28 protein-coding genes are annotated in these 22312 nt (G+C 51.4%); 23 read left to right on the top strand and 5 right to left on the bottom strand.

The window, feature by feature from the left end:
• Positions 1–22: 22 nt before the first annotated feature.
• Genes I8U17_RS01340 through sat form a run of 5 tightly spaced genes read left to right on the top strand, consistent with a single transcriptional unit; the run spans position 23 to position 4527 of the window.
• Positions 23–1600 (top strand): nitrite/sulfite reductase, encoded by a 1578-nt coding sequence (locus I8U17_RS01340; protein ID WP_052153846.1) that lies wholly within the window; start codon positions 23–25, stop codon positions 1598–1600.
• Complete coding sequence (locus I8U17_RS01335; RefSeq protein WP_033099114.1) at positions 1600–1821, top strand: DUF3906 family protein; 222 nt, start codon at positions 1600–1602, stop codon at positions 1819–1821. Before I8U17_RS01340 ends, I8U17_RS01335 begins: the two co-directional genes overlap by 1 nt.
• Positions 1822–1845: 24 nt before the next feature.
• Positions 1846–2592 (top strand): phosphoadenylyl-sulfate reductase, encoded by a 747-nt coding sequence (locus tag I8U17_RS01330; RefSeq protein ID WP_052153842.1) that lies wholly within the window; start codon positions 1846–1848, stop codon positions 2590–2592.
• Positions 2592–3338 (top strand): sulfite exporter TauE/SafE family protein, encoded by a 747-nt coding sequence (locus I8U17_RS01325; protein WP_052153841.1) that lies wholly within the window; start codon positions 2592–2594, stop codon positions 3336–3338. The genes I8U17_RS01330 and I8U17_RS01325 overlap by 1 nt, the downstream gene beginning before the upstream one ends.
• A 13-nt stretch (positions 3339–3351) precedes the next feature.
• Positions 3352–4527, top strand: a complete 1176-nt coding sequence (gene sat, locus I8U17_RS01320; RefSeq protein WP_198055169.1) for a sulfate adenylyltransferase — start codon at positions 3352–3354, stop codon at positions 4525–4527.
• A gap of 193 nt (positions 4528–4720) precedes the next feature.
• Here sat and I8U17_RS01315 read toward each other — a convergent pair whose 3' ends face one another.
• Positions 4721–5446: a S1C family serine protease gene (locus I8U17_RS01315; RefSeq protein WP_198055170.1), complete on the bottom strand. Its 726-nt coding sequence runs from the start codon at positions 5444–5446 to the stop codon at positions 4721–4723.
• A 185-nt stretch (positions 5447–5631) separates the two neighbouring features.
• Here I8U17_RS01315 and I8U17_RS01310 point away from each other — a divergent pair, with 185 nt between their 5' ends.
• Positions 5632–6201, top strand: coding sequence for a biotin transporter BioY (locus I8U17_RS01310; RefSeq protein ID WP_033099111.1), 570 nt, complete (start codon positions 5632–5634; stop codon positions 6199–6201).
• A 28-nt stretch (positions 6202–6229) separates the two neighbouring features.
• Here I8U17_RS01310 and I8U17_RS01305 read toward each other — a convergent pair whose 3' ends face one another.
• Positions 6230–6622: a hypothetical protein gene (locus I8U17_RS01305; protein ID WP_033099110.1), complete on the bottom strand. Its 393-nt coding sequence runs from the start codon at positions 6620–6622 to the stop codon at positions 6230–6232.
• A 46-nt stretch (positions 6623–6668) separates the two neighbouring features.
• Between I8U17_RS01305 and I8U17_RS01300 the strand changes: the two genes are divergently transcribed.
• Together I8U17_RS01300 and I8U17_RS01295 are read left to right on the top strand one after the other, a co-directional pair.
• Positions 6669–6884 (top strand): YqgQ family protein, encoded by a 216-nt coding sequence (locus I8U17_RS01300; RefSeq protein ID WP_370589195.1) that lies wholly within the window; start codon positions 6669–6671, stop codon positions 6882–6884.
• Positions 6885–6899: 15 nt separating this feature from the next.
• Complete coding sequence (locus tag I8U17_RS01295) at positions 6900–8300, top strand: amino acid permease (protein WP_033099108.1); 1401 nt, start codon at positions 6900–6902, stop codon at positions 8298–8300.
• Between the two features lie 77 nt (positions 8301–8377).
• On the opposite strand, the gene leuD is transcribed toward I8U17_RS01295, so the two are convergent.
• The gene (gene leuD / locus I8U17_RS01290) at positions 8378–8986 is read right to left on the bottom strand and encodes a 3-isopropylmalate dehydratase small subunit (protein WP_198055171.1); all 609 of its coding nucleotides are present in this window, start codon (positions 8984–8986) and stop codon (positions 8378–8380) included.
• Positions 8973–10412 carry a 3-isopropylmalate dehydratase large subunit gene (gene leuC, locus I8U17_RS01285; protein WP_198058918.1) on the bottom strand — a complete coding sequence of 480 codons (1440 nt, stop codon included), beginning with the start codon at positions 10410–10412 and terminating at the stop codon, positions 8973–8975. Before leuC ends, leuD begins: the two co-directional genes overlap by 14 nt.
• Positions 10413–10636: 224 nt before the next feature.
• Here leuC and cobT point away from each other — a divergent pair, with 224 nt between their 5' ends.
• The 10 genes from cobT (at position 10637) to I8U17_RS01235 (ending at position 18170) form a co-directional block, all read left to right on the top strand.
• Positions 10637–11686 (top strand): nicotinate-nucleotide--dimethylbenzimidazole phosphoribosyltransferase, encoded by a 1050-nt coding sequence (gene cobT / locus I8U17_RS01280; protein WP_033099105.1) that lies wholly within the window; start codon positions 10637–10639, stop codon positions 11684–11686.
• 75 nt (positions 11687–11761) lie between these two features.
• Positions 11762–12877, top strand: a complete 1116-nt coding sequence (gene cobD, locus I8U17_RS01275; RefSeq protein WP_033099104.1) for a threonine-phosphate decarboxylase CobD — start codon at positions 11762–11764, stop codon at positions 12875–12877.
• A gap of 4 nt (positions 12878–12881) precedes the next feature.
• Positions 12882–13412: a bifunctional adenosylcobinamide kinase/adenosylcobinamide-phosphate guanylyltransferase gene (gene cobU, locus I8U17_RS01270; RefSeq protein ID WP_033099103.1), complete on the top strand. Its 531-nt coding sequence runs from the start codon at positions 12882–12884 to the stop codon at positions 13410–13412.
• Positions 13409–14164, top strand: a complete 756-nt coding sequence (gene cobS, locus I8U17_RS01265) for an adenosylcobinamide-GDP ribazoletransferase (protein ID WP_198055175.1) — start codon at positions 13409–13411, stop codon at positions 14162–14164. The genes cobU and cobS overlap by 4 nt, the downstream gene beginning before the upstream one ends.
• The gene (locus tag I8U17_RS01260) at positions 14152–14763 is read left to right on the top strand and encodes a histidine phosphatase family protein (RefSeq protein ID WP_198055176.1); all 612 of its coding nucleotides are present in this window, start codon (positions 14152–14154) and stop codon (positions 14761–14763) included. The genes cobS and I8U17_RS01260 overlap by 13 nt, the downstream gene beginning before the upstream one ends.
• Entirely contained in the window at positions 14763–15455 is a 693-nt protein-coding gene (locus I8U17_RS01255; RefSeq protein ID WP_052153837.1) for an adenosylcobinamide amidohydrolase, read from the top strand. The genes I8U17_RS01260 and I8U17_RS01255 overlap by 1 nt, the downstream gene beginning before the upstream one ends.
• 19 nt (positions 15456–15474) lie before the next feature.
• A complete protein-coding gene (cbiB, locus tag I8U17_RS01250; RefSeq protein ID WP_052153836.1) occupies positions 15475–16476 on the top strand; it encodes an adenosylcobinamide-phosphate synthase CbiB in 1002 nt (333 codons plus the stop codon).
• Positions 16477–16557: 81 nt separating this feature from the next.
• A complete protein-coding gene (locus tag I8U17_RS01245; protein WP_052153835.1) occupies positions 16558–17280 on the top strand; it encodes a hypothetical protein in 723 nt (240 codons plus the stop codon).
• Positions 17261–17698 carry a CoA-binding protein gene (locus tag I8U17_RS01240; protein ID WP_033099101.1) on the top strand — a complete coding sequence of 146 codons (438 nt, stop codon included), beginning with the start codon at positions 17261–17263 and terminating at the stop codon, positions 17696–17698. Before I8U17_RS01245 ends, I8U17_RS01240 begins: the two co-directional genes overlap by 20 nt.
• 283 nt (positions 17699–17981) lie before the next feature.
• Positions 17982–18170 (top strand): hypothetical protein, encoded by a 189-nt coding sequence (locus I8U17_RS01235; RefSeq protein ID WP_033099100.1) that lies wholly within the window; start codon positions 17982–17984, stop codon positions 18168–18170.
• Positions 18171–18203: 33 nt separating this feature from the next.
• Here I8U17_RS01235 and I8U17_RS01230 read toward each other — a convergent pair whose 3' ends face one another.
• Entirely contained in the window at positions 18204–18680 is a 477-nt protein-coding gene (locus tag I8U17_RS01230) for an acyl-CoA thioesterase (RefSeq protein ID WP_033099099.1), read from the bottom strand.
• A gap of 207 nt (positions 18681–18887) precedes the next feature.
• On the opposite strand from I8U17_RS01230, the gene I8U17_RS01225 reads away from it, so the two are divergent.
• The 5 genes from I8U17_RS01225 to I8U17_RS01205 all read left to right on the top strand — a co-directional run bounded on the left by I8U17_RS01225 (position 18888) and on the right by I8U17_RS01205 (position 22072).
• Positions 18888–19388 carry a DUF3907 family protein gene (locus I8U17_RS01225; RefSeq protein WP_198055178.1) on the top strand — a complete coding sequence of 167 codons (501 nt, stop codon included), beginning with the start codon at positions 18888–18890 and terminating at the stop codon, positions 19386–19388.
• 255 nt (positions 19389–19643) lie between these two features.
• Positions 19644–20363, top strand: coding sequence for a tetratricopeptide repeat protein (locus I8U17_RS01220; RefSeq protein ID WP_160173772.1), 720 nt, complete (start codon positions 19644–19646; stop codon positions 20361–20363).
• Between the two features lie 256 nt (positions 20364–20619).
• Positions 20620–21003, top strand: a complete 384-nt coding sequence (locus tag I8U17_RS01215; RefSeq protein WP_033099096.1) for a DUF309 domain-containing protein — start codon at positions 20620–20622, stop codon at positions 21001–21003.
• Between the two features lie 218 nt (positions 21004–21221).
• Positions 21222–21782 (top strand): Myb-like DNA-binding domain-containing protein, encoded by a 561-nt coding sequence (locus I8U17_RS01210; protein ID WP_052153834.1) that lies wholly within the window; start codon positions 21222–21224, stop codon positions 21780–21782.
• Positions 21783–21826: 44 nt separating this feature from the next.
• On the top strand, positions 21827–22072 hold the full coding sequence (locus I8U17_RS01205; RefSeq protein ID WP_033099095.1) for a hypothetical protein: 246 nt from the start codon (positions 21827–21829) through the stop codon (positions 22070–22072).
• Positions 22073–22312: the final 240 nt, after the last annotated feature.

The following is a 22312-nucleotide window of genomic DNA, read 5'->3' as shown; positions in this document are numbered from 1 at the left end:
AAATCCCGAGCAGTTGAACCAGATGGAACAACTTAAATTAAAACAGGATGGATTAGACATTATTGATGAGATTATTCATATCTATTCTAATAAAGGCTTTGAGTCCATTCCGGAAGAAAAATTTTCTCTGTTTAAATGGGCTGGCGTCTACCAACAACGTCCCAAAAAAGATGGTTATTTTATGTTGCGTATAAGAATTCCCACGGGAATTTTGACAAGCGGGCAAGCGCGCGTGATCGCCGAGCTGGCACAGGAGTACGGGCGCGGCTTGATCGATATCACCACCAGGCAGGCGGTTCAATATCATTGGCTGCGCGTGGAAAATTTGCCCGATATTTTTCGGCGGCTCAATGAAGTAGGACTTTATACTTACGAAGCATGCGGCGATTGCCCCCGGACGATCATCGGCAATCCGCTGGCGGGGATTGATCCCAACGAATTGGTCGATACGTCTTCCATCGTAAAGGAACTGGATGAAAAATTCCGTTTGAATAAAGAATTTTCCAACCTCCCGCGAAAGTACAAAATTTCGATATCGGCCAGTGTCTATAATCCGGCCCATGCCCAGATTAACGATCTGGCCTTCACTCCGGCAGTAAAAAACATCAATGGAGAAGAAGTGGTCGGGTTCCATGTCTGGGTAGGCGGCGGGCTGTCGAACCGACCTCATCTCGCCCGGCAGCTGGATTTGTTTGTGCGGCCCGAGCAAGTGGTGGATGTGGCGATTGGTGTGACCAAGGTATTCCGCGATTACGGCTACCGGCAAAAAAGACATCGCGCCCGTCTGAAGTTTTTGGTGGCGGACTGGGGAACAGAGAAGTTTTTGGAAGTGCTGACTGAGGTGATCGGCCCCTATCCCTCGCGGGGAGAAGACCGAACCATCGGGTGGAATGCGGGATATTTCACCGGAGTTCATCCGCAAAAGCAAAAAGGTTTGTCTTATGTCGGCTTGAATGTGCCGGTCGGGCGCACGTCGTCGGAAGAGTTTTTCGCCTTGGCCGACCTGGCTGATCGCTACGGTTCAGGAACTTTGCGCACCGTCAATACGCAAAATATCATCATTTCGGATGTTCCGGATGAAAAAGTGGAAGAGCTGTTAAAAGAGCCGCTGCTCAAGCGTTTGACTCCATTTCCAAAAACATTTGAAGGCTATGCGGTCTCCTGCACGGGAAACGAATTTTGTAATTTGGCCTTAACAGAAACAAAAGGGCTGATGAAAGAAGTAGTGGATTATTTAGATGCACACGTTCAACTGGACAGTCCCGTACGTATCCATATTAACGGATGTCCCAACTCATGCGGCCAGCAGCAAATTGCGGATATTGGCTTAATGGGGGGGAAAAGCAAAACGGCTCGGGGGATGGTGGAGTCTTATACGATTTCCGTCGGCGGCCATCTTTTGGGAGAGGGAAGATTCAATACGCAGTTAAAAGGACGAGTGGTCAAGGATCACGTACCGTTTGTGCTGAAAGAGCTGATTCTCTTTTACAAGGAAAATCGCAACGAACAAGAGCGTTTTACGCAATTTGTGGAACGCGTTGGCATAGAAGTCTTTCAAACGGAATTGGATCGGATTTTGGGGCAGGTGGTCTCCTCATAATGGAAAATGAACTCTATCTGTACCGGTTGACGGCAGCGGGCGGGGAAGGAAAACAGTATACGATCATAGTTGTTTCCCCGACGGATGAAAAGGCGTTTCAAGATGCGGAAAAGGAACTGGAACGCCAGGTTCTCGTAACGCCGGTGATCAGCGAATGGAACCTGATCGAGAAGAAGCGGATCCGTCCAGGCAGCGGTTATGTTTTGGAATCATGCAGCTAGAGATAGAAAGGAAAGGGAAGTCGTATGGCTAATCAAAACGGAAAGTCATCGGTTTTGGTCGAGTCCGAACAGGCTAAACTCGAATTTTTGCAGGAAGCAGCTCATCAGTTGAAAAATGAACATCCGATTGAGATCATTCGCTTTGGCATTGAACAAGTGGGCGTTTCCGGGATCACATTGGCCTGCAGCTTCGGGGCGGAAGATGTGGCCCTGGTGGATATGCTGTTAAAAGTGGATAAAGACGTGGATATTTTCTATTTGGATACCGATCTTCACTTTGCAGAAACTTATGAGGTGCGCGATCGGTTGAAAGAGCGTTACCAGAAAGACTTTATCCGCGTATCCCCGGCGCTTACCCTGGAGGAGCAGGCGGAAAAATACGGGGATGAATTGTGGAAAGTGAATCCCGACCAGTGCTGCCGCATTCGGAAGGTGGAGCCGCTCAAACAATTTTTGCGCGGATATCAAGGCTGGATCACGGGGATCCGGCGTGAGCAGTCCCCAACCAGGGCCCATACCGAAGTGGTCGAGTGGGATCGGGCGTTTGGCCTGGTTAAGATCAATCCGCTTGCTTATTGGACCAATGCGCAAGTTTGGGAATATATTTACAGCAATGACATTCCGTACAATAAACTGCATGATCAATCGTATCCCAGCATTGGCTGCCAGCCTTGCACGCGTCCCGTCAAACCGGGAGAAGATCCGCGTGCCGGACGCTGGGCAGGTTTAGACAAAACGGAATGCGGGCTTCATAACAGCCCGGTACGCTGATGATTTCCATCGTTTTCACCGGTTTTGTCGTCGGTTTGCTGGTAGGGTTGACCGGGATGGGCGGCGGATTGTTAATGACTCCGCTCCTCATTCTCTTTTATGGTTTTTCGCCCACCATGGCCGTTGGAACGGATTTGATTTATGCAGCGGTGACAAAAGCGGTTGGAAGCTGGCAACATATCCAGCAAAAAACACTGGATTGGCAGATTGTCCGAAAGCTGGCGATCGGCAGTATTCCGGGCGGAATCATCGGTGTGTGGCTGATCCAATTGCTCAAGCGGCTCACACCATTTCCGGTTGAAGATGTTTTGGGAAGAGTGATCGGTTTTACCTTTGTTTTTGTGGCGATTCTGATGTTTGCGCAACTTTTGCTGAACCGGAAAAATGGCCCGAAAATCCGCTTTAACGCCCCGCTCACCCTGGTGGGGCTGGCCGGCGGACTCCTGGTGGGTCTTACCTCGGTGGGAAGCGGTTCCATGTTTATGGTCGTCCTGCTATCCAGCACGGGCCTGACGGCCTCGAAATTGGTTGGAACGGATGTCGTTCATGCTTTTTTTCTGACATTGAGCGCGGGTCTGGTGCATGCTTCGTTTGGGCATGTGGATGTTTCATTTGTGCTGTGGCTGCTGCTCGGGTCGATTCCGGGCATTCTCATCGGGGGACGTCTTACCTTAAAGGTTCCCGATCTATGGCTGCGTTTTTTGATTATTCTCGTCCTGTTCATCACCGGCATTAAAATGATATGAAAGGAGAAGCGTCATGGAATATACAATCGCCCCTCACGGCGGACGTTTAATCAATCGCATCCTGGAAGGAGAAAAGAAGCAGGAATGGCTGGAGCGGGCGGCTTCTTTTCCGCAAATCACCGTATCAAAAGTGACACTGTCAGACTTGGCATGCATCGCGACAGGGGTCTTTTCGCCTCTCACGGGCTTTTTGTCCGAAGAGGATTACAAATCGGTCCGGGATTCGATGCGTTTAAGTGATGGAACGGTTTGGAGCATCCCGATCACCCTGCCGGTGCCGGAAGAAAAGGTCGAAGAAATCAAAAAAGCGGATTATGTGACGTTGACTGATTCGGAAGGAACGGTGATTGCCGTACAGGAAGTCCACAGCCTTTACCGGGTGGACCAACGGGAAGAGGCGCGCAAGGTATATCGCACGGATGATGAGAAACATCCGGGGGTGGCCCGGTTATTGCGACAGTCTCCGTATTACCTTGGCGGTGACATCTGGCTTGTCAATCGCCCGGACCGCGGCCGATTTGCCCGATATACGTATGATCCCGCGGAGACGAGACAGATGTTTATCGAACGCGGCTGGCGCAAAGTGGTCGGATTCCAAACCCGCAATCCGGTGCACCGCGCCCATGAATATCTGCAAAAATGCGCCCTGGAAACGGTTGATGCTTTGTTTTTGCATCCGTTGGTCGGGGAGACGAAGGCAGATGATATTCCTGCGGATGTCCGTGTCAAAAGCTATGAAGTGATTTTAAAGCATTACTATCCGCAGGATCGGGTTCTGTTTGGCGTCTATCCGGCGGCCATGCGCTATGCCGGACCGCGTGAGGCGATCTTTCATGCGCTCGCCCGCAAAAATTACGGGTGTACCCATTTTATTGTCGGACGGGATCACGCCGGAGTGGGGAATTATTACGGAACTTATGATTCCCAAAAAATTTTCACCCAATTTACCGAAACGGAACTGGGGATTACCCCTCTCTTTTTTGAACACAGCTTCTATTGCAAAAAATGTGCGGGAATGGCTTCCTACAAAACCTGCCCCCACAGCGATGAAGACCGGGTCATTCTGTCCGGGACAAAAGTGCGCCAAATGTTGAGCGAAGGCATTTATCCGCCTCCGGAATTCTCCCGTCCGGAAGTGGTGAAGGTGTTAATCGAAGGAATGAGGGAAAAAGCGAAAACGAGCTTGTAAGGGGACATGAAAAAGGCGAGAAGGATGATGACAAAATTCAATAGGAGGGGATGGGTGTTTTTTCTGCAGCGACCTTTGTGACGAAGGAACCGGGAGCAAAGAAAAAGCACCCGGCCCGGCGAACTTACGTTTAGGGATTTTGTCAACATGCTGACGGCGAGGAAGGATAACTCCTTTCTCGCCTTCGTTTTTTTCAGGGCCGTGCCAGAAAACGCTGGATGTGGGGACGGACATCCTCGATTGGAATGGCAAATCCGATGCATTGTGAGGGATAAATGATCAATGTATTGATTCCGATCACTTCTCCCAATATGTTGACCAGTGGCCCGCCGCTGTTGCCGGGGTTGATGGCTGCATCCGTCTGCACGACATTTTCATATGAACGGTTGCCCACGCGCAGAGGTCTGTTTTTTCCACTGATTACGCCGACGGTGACGGTCTGTTCCAAACCGTATGGATTGCCCACTGCCAGCACCCATTCCCCCACCTGGGTATTTGCCGATGTGCCGAGCGGCAGCGGTTTCAGCGGATGGGGCAAGGGAATGCGGATCACTGCCAAATCCTTTCTTTCATCAGCCCAAATCGGTGTGGCCGGCAACGGGTGTTTGATTCCTTCCACTTTGACTCGGATGCGGGATGCCTGGTGGATCACATGTTCATTGGTTAAAATATATCCTTTCGGATGGATGACAAATCCGGAACCGAACTGTCCTTCCCGATTCGCTTGGAAGTCATGGGTTTCGGGAAACAGAAAGTCGAACAGGTTCCTTTGCAGTGATCCGGTTGTCAGGCGGCGGTCGGCTTCAATGGAAACGATGCTCTTTTTTATGCGCCGGAAGACGGAGACAAAGACGTTGGCCGGATGCATGGAGGCAATCTGGGTTCCACCTCGATAAACGCGCAGTTTTCCTCGGGACATCTTCATCACTCCCCCGCCCTGACAGATCAAGGGCGCTATATCTTATGCCGGAGAGACAGGAGAAGACCGGGCGGGCGTGGAGGAACCTGGGGTTTGTAAACCTAATTTTTATTTTAAGTTGACATTAAACAGCCAAGATTTTACACTTTAGTTGGACATCATGAATCAATAAGGGGATAGGAATCATGACAAAATCGGTTTTACGCGTACGTGACATGACATGGATGGCCATGTTTGTCGCACTGCTCGCCATCAGCGGAATGTTTTCCATTCCGGTCGGGCCTGTGCCGATCACGTTGCAAACGCTGGTGGTGATGCTGGCCGGGTCCGTGTTGGGAGCCAGACGAGGGTTTATCAGCATGGTTGTTTTTATTTTACTCGCAGCTGTCGGGGCACCGGTCTTGAGCGGAGGCGGGGGAGGAATCGCCCACTTGCTCGGCCCGACCGGCGGATATATTATCAGTTGGCCGTTTGCTGCGTTTTTGATCGGCTGGATCATTGAACGATGGGGAGACAGTGTTTGGAAATTAATGGTGGCACACGTTGTCGGAGGGGTTGCCTTCATTCATTTGGTAGGATTCACGTGGGTTGTCTCTTATCTGCATCTGCCATTAAACATGAAAACCTTCATCACTTCCCTGTTTATTTTCCTGCCGGGCGATCTGGTAAAAGCTGTGGTGGCCTCTCCCGTGGCATCCGCGGTTTACCGGGCATTGCCCGCGTTAAGGCCCGGACGGGGACAATCTGTATTATGAGTGTGGCAGCGCCCTGCATCCGGGGCGCTTATTTTTTATCGACCGCAAGCGGGATGAGATCGGTATGACTTTGGATAAACTGTAAAAAGCGGTCATTCATGGGAACGACCAGATCAGTTGCTCCGATGGAATGTACCCCGTGCCGGTTGATGATGTTTAACCGGGCTACGGAAAGCTTGTAATATTGCTTTCCATGTCTTTCGATTTCAATTGGCCATTCCGGCTTGTGCATTTGGTTCATTTGTGGAAGAGAATAAGGCATAAGGCCGATAATATCACTCAACAGAATATAGTAAGAGAGATGCGGTTTTTGAAAAACCATTTCTCTCGTGGTCAGCGTCGCTTTCCAATTTTTTTTTGTCTGCGAAAAAAGCAAATGGCCGGCCAGGCCTTTGATGGGAATAAAATCGGAATGAAACATAAGAATATGCACCTTTCATTTTATTTATGCTAAAATTTATTGTATCATGAAATGGGAAGGGACATTTATGGAAACTGTAACTGATATTCAGAAGTTATTGAAAAGGTTTGGGACGGTGATTTACACCGGCGATCGCCAGGGAGATCTCGAGTTGATGCAGGACGAGATCAGAGAATTGAAGGAGATCGGGGCCATCGATTCCGAGACCTATCTCAAGGCGGCCTTAATCTTGCAAAGGCGGCTTCAGTCGGGCAAGGGATAAAGGAGGTAAATGTTTTTGAATGCGCTTACAAGAAGGAAATCGCTGAAACAGCTGCAACAGGAAGGATTGAAATCAACCGGTTTAAAAAGGGTATTATCGTTGCCCACCCTGACAGCGATCGGGTTGGGTGGAATTATCGGTGTCGGAATATTTGTTCTGACCGGTGTTGCAGCGGCGAAACATGCGGGCCCCGCGGTTATTGTGTCATTTATCATCGCCGGACTGGCCAGTGCGGCAGCTGCGCTCTGTTATGCAGAATTTTCCGGATTGATTCCCGTTGCCGGAAGTGCCTATACGTATAGTTATGCAGTGCTCGGTGAATTTGCCGCGTGGATGATCGGTTGGGATCTGCTGTTGGAGTATGCTTTGGTCGTTTCCGTGGTGGCGATTGGCTGGTCGGGCTATTTTAATTCGATACTGGAGCAGTTTGGCCTTCATTTGCCTGTATGGGCGCAAGGAGCACCCGGAACCGGCGCAGGGCATCATTTTGACTTATTTGCTTTTATCATCAGCTTGGGGATTGCGGGTCTTCTGACGCTCGGAGTAAAGGAAGGAGCGCGCTTCAACAACATCATGGTGGCGATCAAGCTGGCGATTATCGTCGTGATCATCGGCATCGGTGCCTTTTATGTGAAACCGGAGCTGTGGCATCCTTTTATGCCGTTTGGATTTGGAGGAGTCGTCAGCGGAGCGTCGCTGGTCTTTTTCGCCGTGTTCGGTTACGACACGCTGACAACAGCGGCCGAAGAAGCGAAAAACCCGCAGCGCGATTTGCCGCGTGCAGTTGTGCTGTCTCTGGTGGTCGCCCTGATTTTGTATGCGGGAATGTCATTGGTTTTGACGGGAATCGCCAAATATTCGACGCTTAACAACGCGGCTCCGGTGGCCCACGCATTTGCCGCACTCGGACTTAAGTGGGTGACGGTCATCATCTCCGTTGCTGCGGTGGCCGGGATTTTGAGTGTGCTCTTCTCCTTCATGCTGGCTGCGGCGCGCATCTGGTTTGCGATGAGCCGTGATGGGTTGTTGCCTGGATGGTTTGCCAAAATCCATCCGCGCTTCCAGACACCTTATCGCCCCACCCTGATTTTGGGTGTGTTGACGGCGTTTGTGGCCGGGCTTACTCCGATTGCAGAGGTGGCGGAATTGGTCAATATCGGAACGCTGTCAGCCTTTATTCTGATTTGCAGCTCGATCATTGTGCTGAGGAAGAGACAGCCGAACCTGGAACGCACTTTCCGTACTCCCTGGGTTCCATTTACCCCCATCGTCGGCATTTTATTCTCCATCTGGCTGATCATCAAACTCCCGGCCGTTACCTGGGAGCGGTTTGTGATCTGGCTGGTGATCGGTTTGATTATTTACTTTGGCTATGGAAAGAGAAACAGTAAGTTGGCAAAAGAACATCAGCCGTAATGTTTCCGACTCTGAAATCAAAGCCCTGGGCAGATAAGTGAAATCACTTGGAGCCCGGGGCTTTTTTACGGTTTCTGCTAAAGTTTTGCCGAATAGAAGGCCGGCAGGTTCCGCTCATAAGCGGCGATTTTCGCTTCCGATTGCAAAGTGATGCCGATATCATCCAATCCCTCAAGCAGACAATAGCGACGATAGGAATCGATGGCAAACGAATAAGAAAGTCCGCTGTCGTCGTAAACGCGCTGTTCTTCCAAATCGACCGTCAGCTGGTAACCTGTCTGTTTCCTGGCGCGTTCAAACAACGTTTCCACCTGTTCTTCGCTGAGTTTGACCGGGAGCATCCCGTTTTTAAAGCAGTTGTTATAGAAGATGTCGGCGAAGGAAGGAGCGATGACGACGCGGATTCCGAAGTCATTGAGAGCCCAGGGGGCATGTTCGCGGGAAGAACCGCAACCGAAGTTCTTGCGGGCGAGCAAGATGCTGCTGTTTTGGTATTCCGGTTGATTGAGAACAAATGAGGGGTCTGGGTTTCCATTTTCGTCAAACCGCCAGTCGTAAAAGAGAAACCGGCCAAATCCGCTCCGTTCGATCCGTTTCAGAAATTGCTTGGGGATAATCGCATCCGTATCGACATTCGCCCGGTCCAACGGGGCGACAATTCCGCGGTGTTGTTTAAGTGGTTGCATAAATCCCATCCTCCTGATCCCGGTATTTCCATTCCCGCACATCGACAAAATGTCCGGCGATCGCAGCTGCAGCGGCCATAGCCGGCGAGACGAGGTGTGTTCTCCCCCCGCGCCCTTGCCGTCCTTCAAAGTTCCGGTTGGAGGTGGAAGCACAGCGTTCTCCCGGCTTCAGGGTATCGGGGTTCATCGCCAGACACATGCTGCAACCCGCTTCGCGCCATTCAAATCCCGCCTGCGTAAATATTTTGTCCAATCCTTCTGCTTCGGCTTGCTGTTTGACCAGCTGCGAGCCGGGCACAACCATTGCATGGACGTGTGGGGCCACCTTATAACCTTTGACTACCCGGGCTGCAGCGCGCAGGTCTTCAATGCGCGAGTTGGTGCAGGAACCGATGAAAACACGATCGATTTTGATTTCGCTGATCGGAACCCCCGGGGTAAGTCCCATATACTCAAGGGCCAATCGGGCCGCTTTCTGTTCCGTTTCCGTCGCAAACGAGGCGGGATCGGGGACGCATTGGGTAATATCGGTTCCCATTCCCGGACTGGTTCCCCACGTAACTTGCGGAGCGATTTTTCCGGCATCGATTTCGACATAACTGTCAAAAACGGCACCTTCATCGGTACACAGTTGCTTCCACTCTTCCACCGCCCGCTCAAATGCTTCACCTGACGGAGCAAAGGGGCGTCCGCGCAAGTAGGAGAACGTCGTCTCATCCGGAGCGATCATGCCGGCTCGGGCGCCTGCCTCGATCGACATGTTGCAGACGGTCATTCTTTCCTCCATCGACATGTTCCGGATCGCTTCTCCCGTATATTCGATCACGTGGCCGGTCGCTCCGTCCGTGCCGATTTCCGCGATCAAGGCGAGAATGGCATCCTTGGCCGTCACTCCCGGCGGGAGATTTCCCCGGAAGTGAACCCGCATCGTTTTGGGTTTCAATTGCTGGAGGCATTGCGTTGCCAATACATGCTCCACCTCACTCGTGCCGATCCCGAAGGCGAGCGCGCCAAATGCTCCGTGGGTGGAGGTATGGCTGTCACCGCAGACAATCGTTTTTCCGGGAACGGTAAGTCCGAGTTCGGGGCCGATCACATGAACGATCCCTTGGCGCTCATGGTGCAGATCAAACAACGGGATTCCAAATTCCTCGCAGTTTTTCGCCAATGTTTCCATTTGCTTTTTGGCGATGGGATCGGTGATCGGCAGACGGCGGTCGGTTGTGGGGACATTGTGATCCATCGTGGCGATGGTCAAATCGGGGCGGCGCACTTTTCGCCCGGCCATGCGCAAACCTTCAAATGCCTGGGGAGACGTGACCTCATGGATGAGATGAAGATCGATGTACAGAATGGCAGGCTTTCCTTCCTGCTGTTCAATCACATGACGTTCCCAAATCTTTTCAAACATCGTCCGTGGTTTCATCAGGCTCACCTCAACTTTTTTCTCAGCTCAGCAGAATCAACCATTTAGATTGGCGAAAAAGTTATAATTGAAGACTATTTTAACAAAATTGCATCCTGTTTCAATAGTAAATTTTCGTCAGGGGAGAAAAAACAGGTTGAGGAGCAGGCAGATTGGCCTACATAATAAAGGGAAGAATCATGCTATTTAAAACTAAGAATATTTACAGGAAAAGAGGAATCGCTGTGGGAGAGAAAAAGTGGTGGCGCTTGCGGGAGATACCCGATTTGGATGTGGAAATGGAAGAAGCGGCCCGCAAACGGGTGCGCTCGTTAACCAAGCCCGTGGGGAGCCTCGGGATGTTGGAAGAGATTTTTATTCGCCTGGCGGGAATCACGGGTGAGACGATTCCGGATATCAGAAAAAAGGCCGTCGTTGTGATGTGCGGGGATCATGGAGTTGCTCAGGCTGGAGTGAGCGCCTATCCACAAGAAGTGACCGGATTGATGATGGAAAATTTCCTTCGCGGCAAAGCGGCGGTCAATGTGCTTGCAGAGCTGGCCAGGGCCACTGTGATTGTGGCCGACCTCGGCAGTTTGCTGGAACCGGTGCCGGAAGGGGTGATCGATTGTAAAGTTCGCAAAGGAACCCGCAATTTTCTGGAAGAGCCGGCGATGACCGTCTCTGAAGTGATCCAAGCGGTTGAGGTCGGAGTGCGGCTGGCGCATCAACTGGGCGGGCAGGGAGTTCGCCTCATCGCCCCCGGTGAGATGGGCATCGGCAATACAACTTCGGCTTCAGCGCTGGCGGCTGCCCTTACCGGAAAGGATGTCGGGGCGTTGACCGGACGGGGAACAGGGATTACCGATGAAAATCTGGTGCGCAAACAAGAGGTGATCCGGCAGGCATTGGCTCTGCATCAACCCGGGAATGCGATGGAAGCCCTGATTTGTGTAGGAGGGCTGGAGATTGCCGGCATGGTCGGTTTATACCTCGGAGCGGCACAAATGAGGATGGCTGCTGTCATGGATGGCCTGATTTCCACAGTGGCTGCGGCGATCGCCGTTGAAATGGAACCGGAGGTGAAGTCTTATCTGTTCGCATCCCACCTCTCGGCTGAACCCGCCCACCGCATCCTGCTGAATCGTTTGCAGCTGACACCGTTGATCACCGCAGAGATGAGGCTTGGGGAGGCGAGCGGCGCATCACTGGCCTTCCCGCTGTTCGATGCGGCCGTGGCTCTCGCCGAGCGGATGGCCACCTTTGCCGATCTCGGGCTTCCTGAACCTGATTGAGGTGATTGGTCAAGAGGCAAAGGGTGGATTCATGACACAATATCGATCGCATCGGAAAAAGAGGGAGTGTGTCATTTGGCTAAACTGGAGCGTTTTGGCCATGGCGGCGATCTGCTCACCGCCGCAGAGATGTTTGGCTGTCAGAGAGATTTTGTTGATTTCAGTTCCAATATCAACCCGTTCGGCCCTCCGTCCGTCGTGATGGAGACGATGGAGAAGGTGCTTCGGGAACCGGGTTTGCCGGCGATCGCCGTTTATCCCGATCCGGATCTGCGCCTGCTTAGGAAAAAGCTGGCCCGTTTGCACCGGGTAAGCGAAGAGATGGTCTTGCCCGGAAACGGAGCAGCCGAACTGATTGATCTTTTGGTTGCGGCGTTAAAGCCAAAGCGCGTCGGCGTGGTGGAACCGGCTTTTTCCGAATATCGCCTGGCAGCGCAGAAAAGAGAGATCCCCGTCCAAAGTGTGATTACCGGCTGGGAGCAGGACTTTCTCCCAAAAACAGAAGAGATGGAAACATTGATCCGGGATGTGGAACTGCTCTTTCTCGGGAGGCCCAACAATCCTTCCGGGCATTTCATCACGGAAGGGCAATTGGAAGAGTTGGCCCTGCTGGCAGAGCGCTTTGGCACGATACTGGCGATTGATGAAGCGTTCATCGATTTCGTTGATCAGGGCGAAACGCGTTCGTTCATCTCCCGCCTCTCCCGTTTCCCGCATGTTGCTGTCCTGCGATCGTTGACGAAAATGTTTGCTCTTCCCGGATTGCGACTGGGGTATGCAGTTGCCGGTGAGAATCTGATTCGCCGGATGAAACGGATGCAAGTATGCTGGAGTGTCAGCGGTTTGGCGGATCGTATCGGCTGTGCGGTGGCTGATCCGGATTTTTATCATGGCTACGTCGATGAGGTGCGGCGCCGGCTCGTGGCGGAACGGAAGTTTCTCTGCCAAGCCTTGCGCCGTTTCGCTTCACTCGAGGTTTATCCGGGAGAGGCCAATTATTTGCTCATCCGGACGATCCGCGGGAGGACGTCGGAACAGCTTCAGCAGCAACTGGGAAAACGGGGGATTTTAATTCGGGATTGTTCGATGTATCCGGGACTGGATGAGCGGTATTTCCGGATCGCCGTGAAAAAAAGAGAAGATAATCAGGTGTTGGTTCAGGCGTTGGGAGAGCTTTTGCAAGAGGGGTGAGAACATGAGACTAGTTCTGGTAACCGGGGGCGTGCGCTCGGGGAAAAGCGCCTTTGCCGAGACGCTTTGCAGGCAGAGAGGGGAGGAAGTGATTTATTTGGCCACCTGTGAGCCGGCAGATGCGGAAATGAAGGCGCGCATCGCAAACCATCAGCTGAGAAGGCCCGCGGATTGGGAAGTGCTGGAGGAACCCCATCATTTGGCCGGGGCGCTGGCCGGAATTCCGGCTGAAAAAATGATCCTGCTCGACAGCATCACCGCTTGGGTGAGCAATCGCCTGGAACGGCATGGTGGCGAATCGGGACAAAAAAACGCCATCGGACGGATCATCGAAGAGGCGGGAGAGTGGCTCGCTTTGCTCAAAACGCGAAATGCGATTGTGGTCACGGATGAAGTGGGGCTGGGCGGCGTGGCGATGCACCCGGTCACCCGGCAATTTCAGGACGCGTTGGGAACCGTGAATCAAATGGTGGCGGAGCAGGCAGATGAAGTCTGGATGGTTATTTCGGGAATTCCGTGGAAGGTGAAAGGATGAACGCTTTTTGGCATGCCGTCGCTTTTTTGACCCGGTTTCCGGTTCCTGTTCGATTGAAATCGGAGGGCTGGGAAAAAAGCACGATGTGGTATCCGGTGGTCGGAGTGGGATTGGGCGCTTTCCTGGCCGTGATCGATTTTTTGGTTGCCCGCTGGTTTTCGCCGCCGCTCCGGGCCCTCATCGATACGGCTGTCTGGATTTTTATGACGGGGGGATTGCATCTCGACGGATTGATGGATACCGCTGACGGCTTTGGCTCCCACCGGGATCGCGAACGGATGCTGGCGATTATGAAAGATTCCCGCATTGGTGCGATGGGGATGATTGCCGGCGTTCTTTTGATCCTGTTCAAAGCGGCAGCGGTTTGGACGCTGGCCCAGGGACCGGCCTCACTGTTTCGATCCGTCCTGGTTGTTGCCTGTGCCCTGGGGCGAATGGGAGCGGTCTGGGGGATTTTCTTTTTTCCCTACATTCGCGAGGACGGGATCGGAGTCGGAATGAAAGAACATTTAACCTGGATCAGGATGCTTTTCGCCTGGATTTGCTGTTTGCTGCCGGCTGTGATTTTGCTCGGCTGGCCGGGTGTCGTTTTATCTGTCGTCGCACTGTTGGTCAGCGGGGGCATCGGTCTGGTCGCCAAGCGGCGGATCGGCGGCTGCACCGGAGATCTGTATGGCGCCATGATTGAGCTCACGGAAGTTTGCCTGCTGTTGATTCTGTCGCTCAGGGGGGTGGAAAAATGGTTCGTCTGATCTGGATTCGGCATGGTGAAACAGAGGCCAACCGGGCGAAAAGATATATCGGGCATCTGGATGAGCCTTTAAACGGCAGCGGCATTGAGCAGGCAGGGCGACTGGCCCGTTCCCTTGCCCATCTCGACGTGGAGATCATGTATGTGAGCGATTTGCGGCGCTGTCGGGAAACAGCCCGGTTTTGTGCCAAACATTGGCCTGATGCCCCGATGGAAATCACGCCGGACTTGCGGGAGTGCTCATTTGGGCGGTGGGAAGGATGGACCTACCGGGAGATCGCCGAACGGGAGCCGGAGCTCTTGCAAAAATGGCTGGGGGATCCGTTCCGGCATGCTCCGCCGCAGGGGGAGAGCCTGAGGGATTTGGATCGGCGTTTAACTGCATGGCTGGAGGAAGCGGAACAAAAAACAGTCGGGAAAACGGCGGCCGTCTTTTCCCATGGTGGCCCGATCCGCTGGTTTTTGGCGAAACATGTCTTTCGCGATTGGGATCAGTTTTGGCGGCTGGAGATTCCTCATGCCGGTGCATGGGTTGCCGTGAAAGAGGAGCGATGGGAAATCGAGCGGATTTTTGCCGGAAACGGGGCGGAGGAGTCATAATGCAAAAGTTGTTTCAAAACGGAAGCTGGTTATTGACATGGGAGCAAACGCCGGAGCGGGTGATGGTTGCCTCCGAAAGGCCGCTGACCGTACTGTCGAGCGCGGTGTACGGAGGGGAGAAAAAAACGGCGCTTCGCCTGATTAACCGCCATGTGCCGCTGAGCTATGCCGCTTCTGATCCGGAAGGGGAAATCGCCGGGTGGCTTTTGCGCAGCAACTTGGATCCCGAAGAGTCGGTTGTGTTGCTTACCGCAGCCGATATTGATCGCGGCTGCCTGCGGGTAATCGAAGAAAAAACGTTTCGCCTCGCTGTTTTTGCTACTGCCGGTGTGAGCAATGCCGCACGGGCGGGAGAGGCGTATCCCGTTTTTTGGCATCATTCTGACTTAAGACCCGGAACGATTAATTTGATGATCGTGATCGATGGAAAGATGACGGCAGCCGCCATGATCAATGCCGTGATGACGGCGACGGAAGCGAAAGCGGCCGCCCTGCAGGATTTGCATGTAAAGGATGCACATGGAAAACAGGCGACAGGAACAACGACTGATGCGGTCATCATTGCCGCCACGCAAATGGAACTGGCTGGTTATACTCATGTGTATGCGGGAGTGACTACACCGCTCGGCAATGCGATTGGACAGGCTGTGTCCGCATCCGTTCGCCAGGCGGTGGCCGGTTCGGGAGGATAAGGGGAGAAAGAGGATCGGGATGGAGAAAATATGGATCATTTGCGGAGCTTTTCTGCTTGAACTGATGTTCGGGGACCCCCGCTGGCTTCCCCACCCCGTCGCCGGGATCGGCCGCTGTATCACATGGCTGGAAAAAGGGCTTCTCCGCCTGATTTCCCGCCTTGCCGTTACCGGCCGGAAAGTCCGCCTGCTCGGGTTGCTGTTTCCACTGGTGATTGCCGGAGGAACCTACGGACTGGCATGGGGGATCACAAAACTGTGTGATGGTTGGAGCCCGCTGGCCGGACTGGTGAGTGAAATCGTCTTGGTTTGGCTGACGATCGCGCCGAAAGGGCTGGCTGACGCGGGGAATCAAATCTTCCGGGCGCTGGCGGAGGGAGATGTGGAAAAGGCCCGCCGGGAACTGGCGATGGTGGTCGGACGGGATACGGAGCATCTCGACTGTGATGAAATCGTCCGCGGAGGGGTGGAAACGGTGGCGGAAAATATTGTCGATGCAGTGATTTCACCTTTGTTTTATGCGCTGATCGGCGGAGCCCCGCTCGCCTTTGCCTACCGGGCAGTCAACACCCTGGACGCGATGGTGGGCTATCGAAATGAAAAGTACATCGATCTGGGCTGGGCTTCGGCCCGGCTTGACGATCTGGCCAACTGGCTGCCCGCCCGCCTGACCGTTATCCCCATGCTGGCAGCTGCTTTTTGTTTGCGCCTCGATTTCCGTTCCGGTTGGCGCGTGGTCCGGCGCGATGCTCATCTGCACCCCAGCCCCAACAGCGGCATTCCTGAATCCTTGATGGCAGGGGCGTTGAATATTCAACTCGGGGGAACCAATACCTATCAGGGGAAGGTTTCAGTTCGCGCCCGGCTTGGTGACCCCCGGCAACCGAAAAAACGGGTGCATCTGAAGTTGGCAGTGCGCATGATGTGGTGGACGACGGTGCTTTTCATCGCCGGTTGTTGCGAAATTGTCCTTGTTTGGAAAAAAATGTTTTTTCAGTCATGCATGATCCCACCTTTTTAGGGGTAAATACAAGCAAGAATGCAAATAGGAAGGGAAAGCCCTCAAAGGAGTGGATCCGCTATTTTTCAAACAGGAGGAACATTGCTCCGCGGCGACGTGGAACAGGAGCTGAAGCGCATTCAGATTGTTGCTTCACCTGAAAATGAATTGGTGGCGGTTAAAAGCGTTCCGCCTGTTTTTCACGAGATCGGACGGGGAACGGATGCGATTGTCGTATCCCATCCGGAATTTCCGGGTATTGTGTTTAAAGTGTATGCAAAGGACCGGATTCATAAAAAAGAAAAAGAGTGGACGGTTTATCAAAAACTGGGGAATTGCCCCTTTTATGCCCGCTGTTACGGATACGGGGATCATTATCTCATCCTCAGCCATGAAAGCGGCCCGACCTTGTATGAATGCTTGGAACTGGGGATCGTGATTCCGGAGCAGGTGATCCGCGACGTCGAAGAGGCAGTTGATTGCGCGCGCTGCCAGGGTCTCAATCCCCGCGATATTCATTTGAAAAATGTGTTGTTGCAAAAGGGGCGCGCCAAGCTGATCGATGTGTCCGAGTATATGGAACCGGGTCGGGACCGGCGCTGGGAACATCTGGTGGAGGCTTATTATGTCTGTTATCCCTATATCCGTGGGCGAAAGATTCCCAAATGGCTGATGGAAAGAGTAAAAAGAGCTTATTTCAATCAGGGGGGAAATGCGTTTTCCCTGCCTTCTTTTGTGCAGAATATGAAGCAGCGAATGGGGATCGACTGGCTGACACAAGAGAAGAATGGAGAGGAGCAGGAAAATGTTTCAGAATCCGACTGATGCAGAGAGGGCAAAATTGCTGAAAGAGGCGAAAAATATCGCTGTGGTGGGATGCTCGGATAAACCTGAACGAACGAGCTATCTGATCGCTGCGGCATTGCAGGATGCGGGATATCGCATTTTTCCGGTCAATCCTTATCTGACCGGTCCGGTTTTGGGAGAAAAGCCCTATCGCTCACTGAGCGAGATCAACGAGCCGATCGATATTGTCAATGTGTTTCGCCGAAGTGAAGAGGTGTTTCCGATCGCGGAGGAAGCCGTCAAAGTCCGGGCAAAAGCGATCTGGATGCAGATCGGAGTCTGGAATGAAGAAGCGGCGGAGCTGGCCGCTGAAAATGGACTGATCGTGATCATGGACCGTTGTATTAAAGTGGATCATGCCATTCTGCTGGGGAAACGGTCCGCCCGGGAAGGCTGAGTCTGTAAGCCGTCCTGCACTCATTTTTGATATTTCCTGTATTTTGAAAACTTGGTTTGGTGATCAGCCCCCGAGTCCGGTGGAATAGCCGGACTTTTTTCTTTGACTGCGCAGGGGTTGCGCCGAACAAAAATAATATCCGCCAGATTTTTATATAGGAGATTGTGTTTCGATTTGTCGAAAAAAATAGATTTTTAGCGAAAGATGTGGCATAATGAAAAAGCAAACAGCGGGTTTTTCCCCTTACAGGTGTGGCAAATTCAGCTGATTGAGGTGAGTCAAAATGCAAACATTGAGGTTATCTCAATTGGTATTGGCAGTTTCCCCCGAGTTGTATGAATTGTTGACAGAAGCTGAACTGGATGCCAGCGTTTTGGTTCACGGTGAGCTTTCCAATATAAACAGGGACGATATCAGCCGCATTGTCGCACAGACGATCGCTTATCATCACGGAGATAAATGGTACCATTAACAGGGAAGGCCCGGAGAGCCCGGGTCTTCCTTATTAATGTACGTTGGTGGCCGAGTTTTCGAATTCGCGAATCGCCTGTTTGATCTCTTCCGGGAGAGGCTGGCTTTTTCCGGTTTTCGGGTTAATATAAACGACCGTTCCGCGACCGGCAGCTGCCAGTTGGTCATCGGCCAGCAGGGCATATTCAAAATCCATGCTGCTGTTGCCGATGCGACTGATGCGAACCCCGAGGTTCACCTTTTGCCCAAAGTGTACCTGCCGCAGATACTGGCACTCCAAACTTGCAGCCACAATGATTCCGCTGTGTTCCGAATGGAGATCGAACATCCTATCGGTTAGATTCAACTCCTCGAAATAGGCGATCCGCCCATGCTCAAAATAGCTGAAATAACTGACGTTGTTGATGTGTCCGAGCATATCGGTATCGGAGAACCGGACTTGAACCGGGGTGAAAAAGCGAAAAGAATCAACCCATTGATTTGGGTCTTCTGGTAGCCATGCAGGAATCATGGATCTGAACCTCCATTAACATGTCGTTAAAGAAAATGTTGGTACAAACAATATTATTATATAAATAAATTCATTTATAAATATGATTTTATTCCTGTAATTTTATGAGAAAAACGTCGAAATTAAATGCAGAAATTAAATACTTCATATGATATACTAAAAGTGGAAATGAAGGGGGCTAGTCCTGGTCCAAGGGGGGTCTTTTTGATGCCGGCAGAGCAGACGAGACAATTATGTGTTTTCGTAAAAGACAAATTAAAAGAAGCGAAAGAAGAGCTGAATCATTTTCTTAATTATACCCATGTGCCCATGCTGCTGGGGGAAAAAGAAAATGATTCCGCACAAGAGGCCTATATCTGTGAATACCTGCAGGATTTAAGGCATTTGAGTGTCGCTTGCGAACTCGGGTATGAGAAGGTGAGCCTCGTTTTGCGGCGAGCCAAGTTCAATCACGAGTTTGCGGAAAAAGTGCTGAGTGAAATCGTCCATTCATGCATTTATGCCTTTTATTATCCGAAGCACGAGGTATATGAGGAAGACGGCCGTTACACATATACTCAGATGGATGCGATCAAATTCCGACAAACTCCTCCCGAAGCTTTGCGGAAAATCACGGTTTCCCTGTCCAAGATCTTCGAAGCTTTGAGAGATGAGTTGGACTATTATGAAACGGATTATATCACGCGCATCCGTTTGCAATCCCGATAAGGTTGTGTTTGTTTGGCAAACAAACCCTGTTTCGTCCTCTGTTTCCGGGGGGTTGTTTTTCGTCAATGAATGAATAATTATTCATGAACAAGCAATGACTTGACGACAAAACCCCAGGATAGGCTTAAGCAATGGATTGGAGTGGTGCCCCCCTCAGTGAACATGGGGAGGTCTGGGGGGACACCACGACCCGGCAAGCAGCAAAATTTTACAGAAAAAGGATAGAGAGAGATGGGAAAAAGGGGGAACTGTATGGTGGCGGGGCCGATCATTGAGGCGGATTTTATTGCTGAACCTCAAGGGAAAAGACTTGCGTCAGGCAGCTATCGGCGGAATCGCGCCCGCATAGAGCGATTGCTCAAAAATGACCCGAGAGTCGAATATTATCTGGTGCTGTCCATTTTGGAGGCGCGCAAAGGATATTGGCACCGGGCGCAAGCAGCCGTTGAGGAAGCGCTCAAGCTGGAGCCTCAGCATGCTGATGCCATGCTCCTGTTGGCGCAAATTTGTGAGGCGCAAAACGACCTGAAAGAAGCTGCATCGCTTTATCAGGCGTGTGTGCGGGTACATACCCGCTTTGCCAAGGCTTACCGTGAGTATGCGCGCTACTTGATGAGCCATACGGATACGATCACCCTGGCGCAAAATTTGTTGTTTCGCTGTCTGGAACTGGACCCCAAAGACTCAATTGCTCACACGCTGATGGCGGAAATTTACCTTTTACGCGGAAAAACCGGACAAGCTCTTTTGCACTTGGAACTGGCAGCTCACTACTATCGGGCCAACCCCTTGTACCATCAACGCAAAGCAAAAGTGTTCATCGAGATGAAAAAGTACGAGGAAGCGGCGCGGCAATTGAAATTGGCGCTGAGGATGGACCCGAAAAACAAAGTGATACGCTCAGAATTCACCGAGGTGCTTAAAGCGACGAACACACCCCGGATTTTCCTGTTTTGGAAGCGTTGGGTAATTTAAAACTGTTGGATTAGACCGCCAAACTTGAAAAAGTTTGAAAATGATCATCGACATGATATCGACAAATTTCGGGGAGCGTGTTAAAATGTTCGTGTAAGTAAGGTTGACCTTCTTGCTTACGCTACCACGCTTCTTTTTAACTCCTTAATCTTGACCCTCTTTCATGTGACCAGGTAAACCTGGTCTTTTTTCTTTTTCCCGGGTTTCTGTTATGCTGATTAAAAATGGAATGTGAACGGAGGTTTGAATAAAAGCGATGGCTCACAATCTCTATCAATTATTTTTTATTTATTATCACCGGGGGGAATATTGGGAAGCGCACGAAGTTTTGGAAGAATTGTGGCAATCACAGCGTCACAATGACTTTTATCACGGTTTGATCCAAATTGCGGCCATCATGCATCAACTCAACAGAGGAAAAGTGCGCGGAGCCAGAAAACTGGCGACCAGTGCCATCAAATACCTTTCGCCGTTTGCTCCCGAAAAAGATGGTGTTTTGGTCGATCGGGTTCTGGATTGGTTGAACCTCTGTCTGGAGGTGCTTCCGGATGGAGTGGAAAAACTGCCGCCCGATGATGCGCTGTTGAAAGAAATACCGGTTTGTCCGCTGCCTGATGTTCGGGAGGTAAATTCCAATTAGCGAACCCTGTGAGGAAGAGTTGGAACAAAGCCCGAAGCGGAGTGAAGCGCCTGAGGAAAGGATGACTCAGCGATCAGTCAGCAACAAACTTTCACCGATGCAGGTCTATCCAAAATGAATATTTTTTATGATGTGTTATCATAAAAACCTCCTTCTCCGACTAAATAATGAATATAGAAAATGTGTAGGAGCATCATCAGCGGAGAGGAGGAGGATGGATGAAAGGGCGGGGCTGGACAGCTGAAGAAGATCAACTGTTAAAAGAATGTGTACTCCAGACAATTATCAATGGAGGCACGCAGGTTGAGGCGTTTGAAAAAATTGGAAAAAAATTGGGCCGCACGCCCGGAGCCTGCGGGTTTCGTTGGAACGCCGTCCTGCGGCAAAAAGATCCGCTTTCCTATACAGAGGCAAAAAAGAAGCGTGTCTACCGCCAATTGCAACAAAAACGCGCCAATTCCCCCCAAAGCATATCGCAGTTGATTCCCCTTATAAAGCAGATGGAAAAAGAGGGCAGCAGACTGAAAGCAGAAGTGAAATCGCTGTCTGAAAAAGTGGAGAGCAAGCGGAAACAGGAGAAAGAATTGAGGGAAGAAAATAAAAAACTGCGGGAGGAAATGAACTCTTATCAATGGTATCAGCAGGAAGTGAAAGATAAATACCAGCATCTCATCCGTTTGATCTCTTCCGTGAAAGAACAGGCAGAGATCCCGTTTGAACTGAAAAATGACAAACGCCTTCAGGTGAAAGCCGATAACGAAGAAGGAATCACAACATAAGATAAAGTGCTTCTTAAGTTCTAAGGCAGAAAGAGGTGCGGGTTTTGCCTGACCGGCTGACAGAATGCTTGGACTCTCGGTTGTCTCGCCTCGAAGAACAGATGGAAAAGGTGCAAAGCCAGCTGGAACAATTGATTAAGGAAAACCGGAAAATAAAGCAAGACTTCAAGTTTTTTGAACTCATGCTATTGGAGGAATACCAGTTATTGGTTCATTTGCTCAGCAAGGAGCAAGACCATCTTTTGATTCAGTCCATCGGCGCCGGTTCCAAACCGAATGAAGAAAAATGAGCCTGAAACGGGTAAGGCTCATGTTTTTTTGGTATTAAGAAAGTGCCCTCCGGAGCGGGGGCACTCAGCTTGTTGGCAAATTCCTGAATCGGAAGTCCGACGGGTCAGGGTGCTCTTTGTTTCCGTCGCCTTCGTCACCAATGCCGCGCGTTTCTTCCGGTTGCGTTGATTGAGAAGCTTCGGCCGAAACCGCAACAGTAAAAGCCGCTCCTTTCAATGCACCTTCAACCGGGAATCGCG

Source organism: Thermoactinomyces sp. CICC 10521 (assembly GCF_016055135.1).
Lineage (GTDB): Bacteria > Bacillota > Bacilli > Thermoactinomycetales > Thermoactinomycetaceae > Thermoactinomyces_A > Thermoactinomyces_A daqus.
This window is presented reverse-complemented; position numbering and strand designations above follow the sequence as displayed.

Coding starts and splice junctions, on each gene's coding strand:
- I8U17_RS01260 (WP_198055176.1), top strand. CDS start 14,152: ATGGTTCGTCTGATCTGGATTCGGCATGGTGAAACAGAGGCCAACCGG.
- I8U17_RS01335 (WP_033099114.1), top strand. CDS start 1,600: ATGGAAAATGAACTCTATCTGTACCGGTTGACGGCAGCGGGCGGGGAA.
- I8U17_RS01255 (WP_052153837.1), top strand. CDS start 14,763: ATGCAAAAGTTGTTTCAAAACGGAAGCTGGTTATTGACATGGGAGCAA.
- leuC (WP_198058918.1), bottom strand. CDS start 10,412: ATGAAACCACGGACGATGTTTGAAAAGATTTGGGAACGTCATGTGATT.
- I8U17_RS01340 (WP_052153846.1), top strand. CDS start 23: ATGGAACAACTTAAATTAAAACAGGATGGATTAGACATTATTGATGAG.
- cobS (WP_198055175.1), top strand. CDS start 13,409: ATGAACGCTTTTTGGCATGCCGTCGCTTTTTTGACCCGGTTTCCGGTT.
- I8U17_RS01210 (WP_052153834.1), top strand. CDS start 21,222: ATGAAAGGGCGGGGCTGGACAGCTGAAGAAGATCAACTGTTAAAAGAA.
- I8U17_RS01225 (WP_198055178.1), top strand. CDS start 18,888: ATGCCGGCAGAGCAGACGAGACAATTATGTGTTTTCGTAAAAGACAAA.
- leuD (WP_198055171.1), bottom strand. CDS start 8,986: ATGCAACCACTTAAACAACACCGCGGAATTGTCGCCCCGTTGGACCGG.
- I8U17_RS01305 (WP_033099110.1), bottom strand. CDS start 6,622: ATGTTTCATTCCGATTTTATTCCCATCAAAGGCCTGGCCGGCCATTTG.
- I8U17_RS01215 (WP_033099096.1), top strand. CDS start 20,620: ATGGCTCACAATCTCTATCAATTATTTTTTATTTATTATCACCGGGGG.
- I8U17_RS01330 (WP_052153842.1), top strand. CDS start 1,846: ATGGCTAATCAAAACGGAAAGTCATCGGTTTTGGTCGAGTCCGAACAG.
- sat (WP_198055169.1), top strand. CDS start 3,352: ATGGAATATACAATCGCCCCTCACGGCGGACGTTTAATCAATCGCATC.
- I8U17_RS01235 (WP_033099100.1), top strand. CDS start 17,982: ATGCAAACATTGAGGTTATCTCAATTGGTATTGGCAGTTTCCCCCGAG.
- I8U17_RS01300 (WP_370589195.1), top strand. CDS start 6,669: ATGAAATGGGAAGGGACATTTATGGAAACTGTAACTGATATTCAGAAG.
- I8U17_RS01310 (WP_033099111.1), top strand. CDS start 5,632: ATGACAAAATCGGTTTTACGCGTACGTGACATGACATGGATGGCCATG.
- I8U17_RS01325 (WP_052153841.1), top strand. CDS start 2,592: ATGATTTCCATCGTTTTCACCGGTTTTGTCGTCGGTTTGCTGGTAGGG.
- I8U17_RS01240 (WP_033099101.1), top strand. CDS start 17,261: ATGTTTCAGAATCCGACTGATGCAGAGAGGGCAAAATTGCTGAAAGAG.
- cbiB (WP_052153836.1), top strand. CDS start 15,475: ATGGAGAAAATATGGATCATTTGCGGAGCTTTTCTGCTTGAACTGATG.
- I8U17_RS01315 (WP_198055170.1), bottom strand. CDS start 5,446: ATGTCCCGAGGAAAACTGCGCGTTTATCGAGGTGGAACCCAGATTGCC.
- cobU (WP_033099103.1), top strand. CDS start 12,882: ATGAGACTAGTTCTGGTAACCGGGGGCGTGCGCTCGGGGAAAAGCGCC.
- I8U17_RS01230 (WP_033099099.1), bottom strand. CDS start 18,680: ATGATTCCTGCATGGCTACCAGAAGACCCAAATCAATGGGTTGATTCT.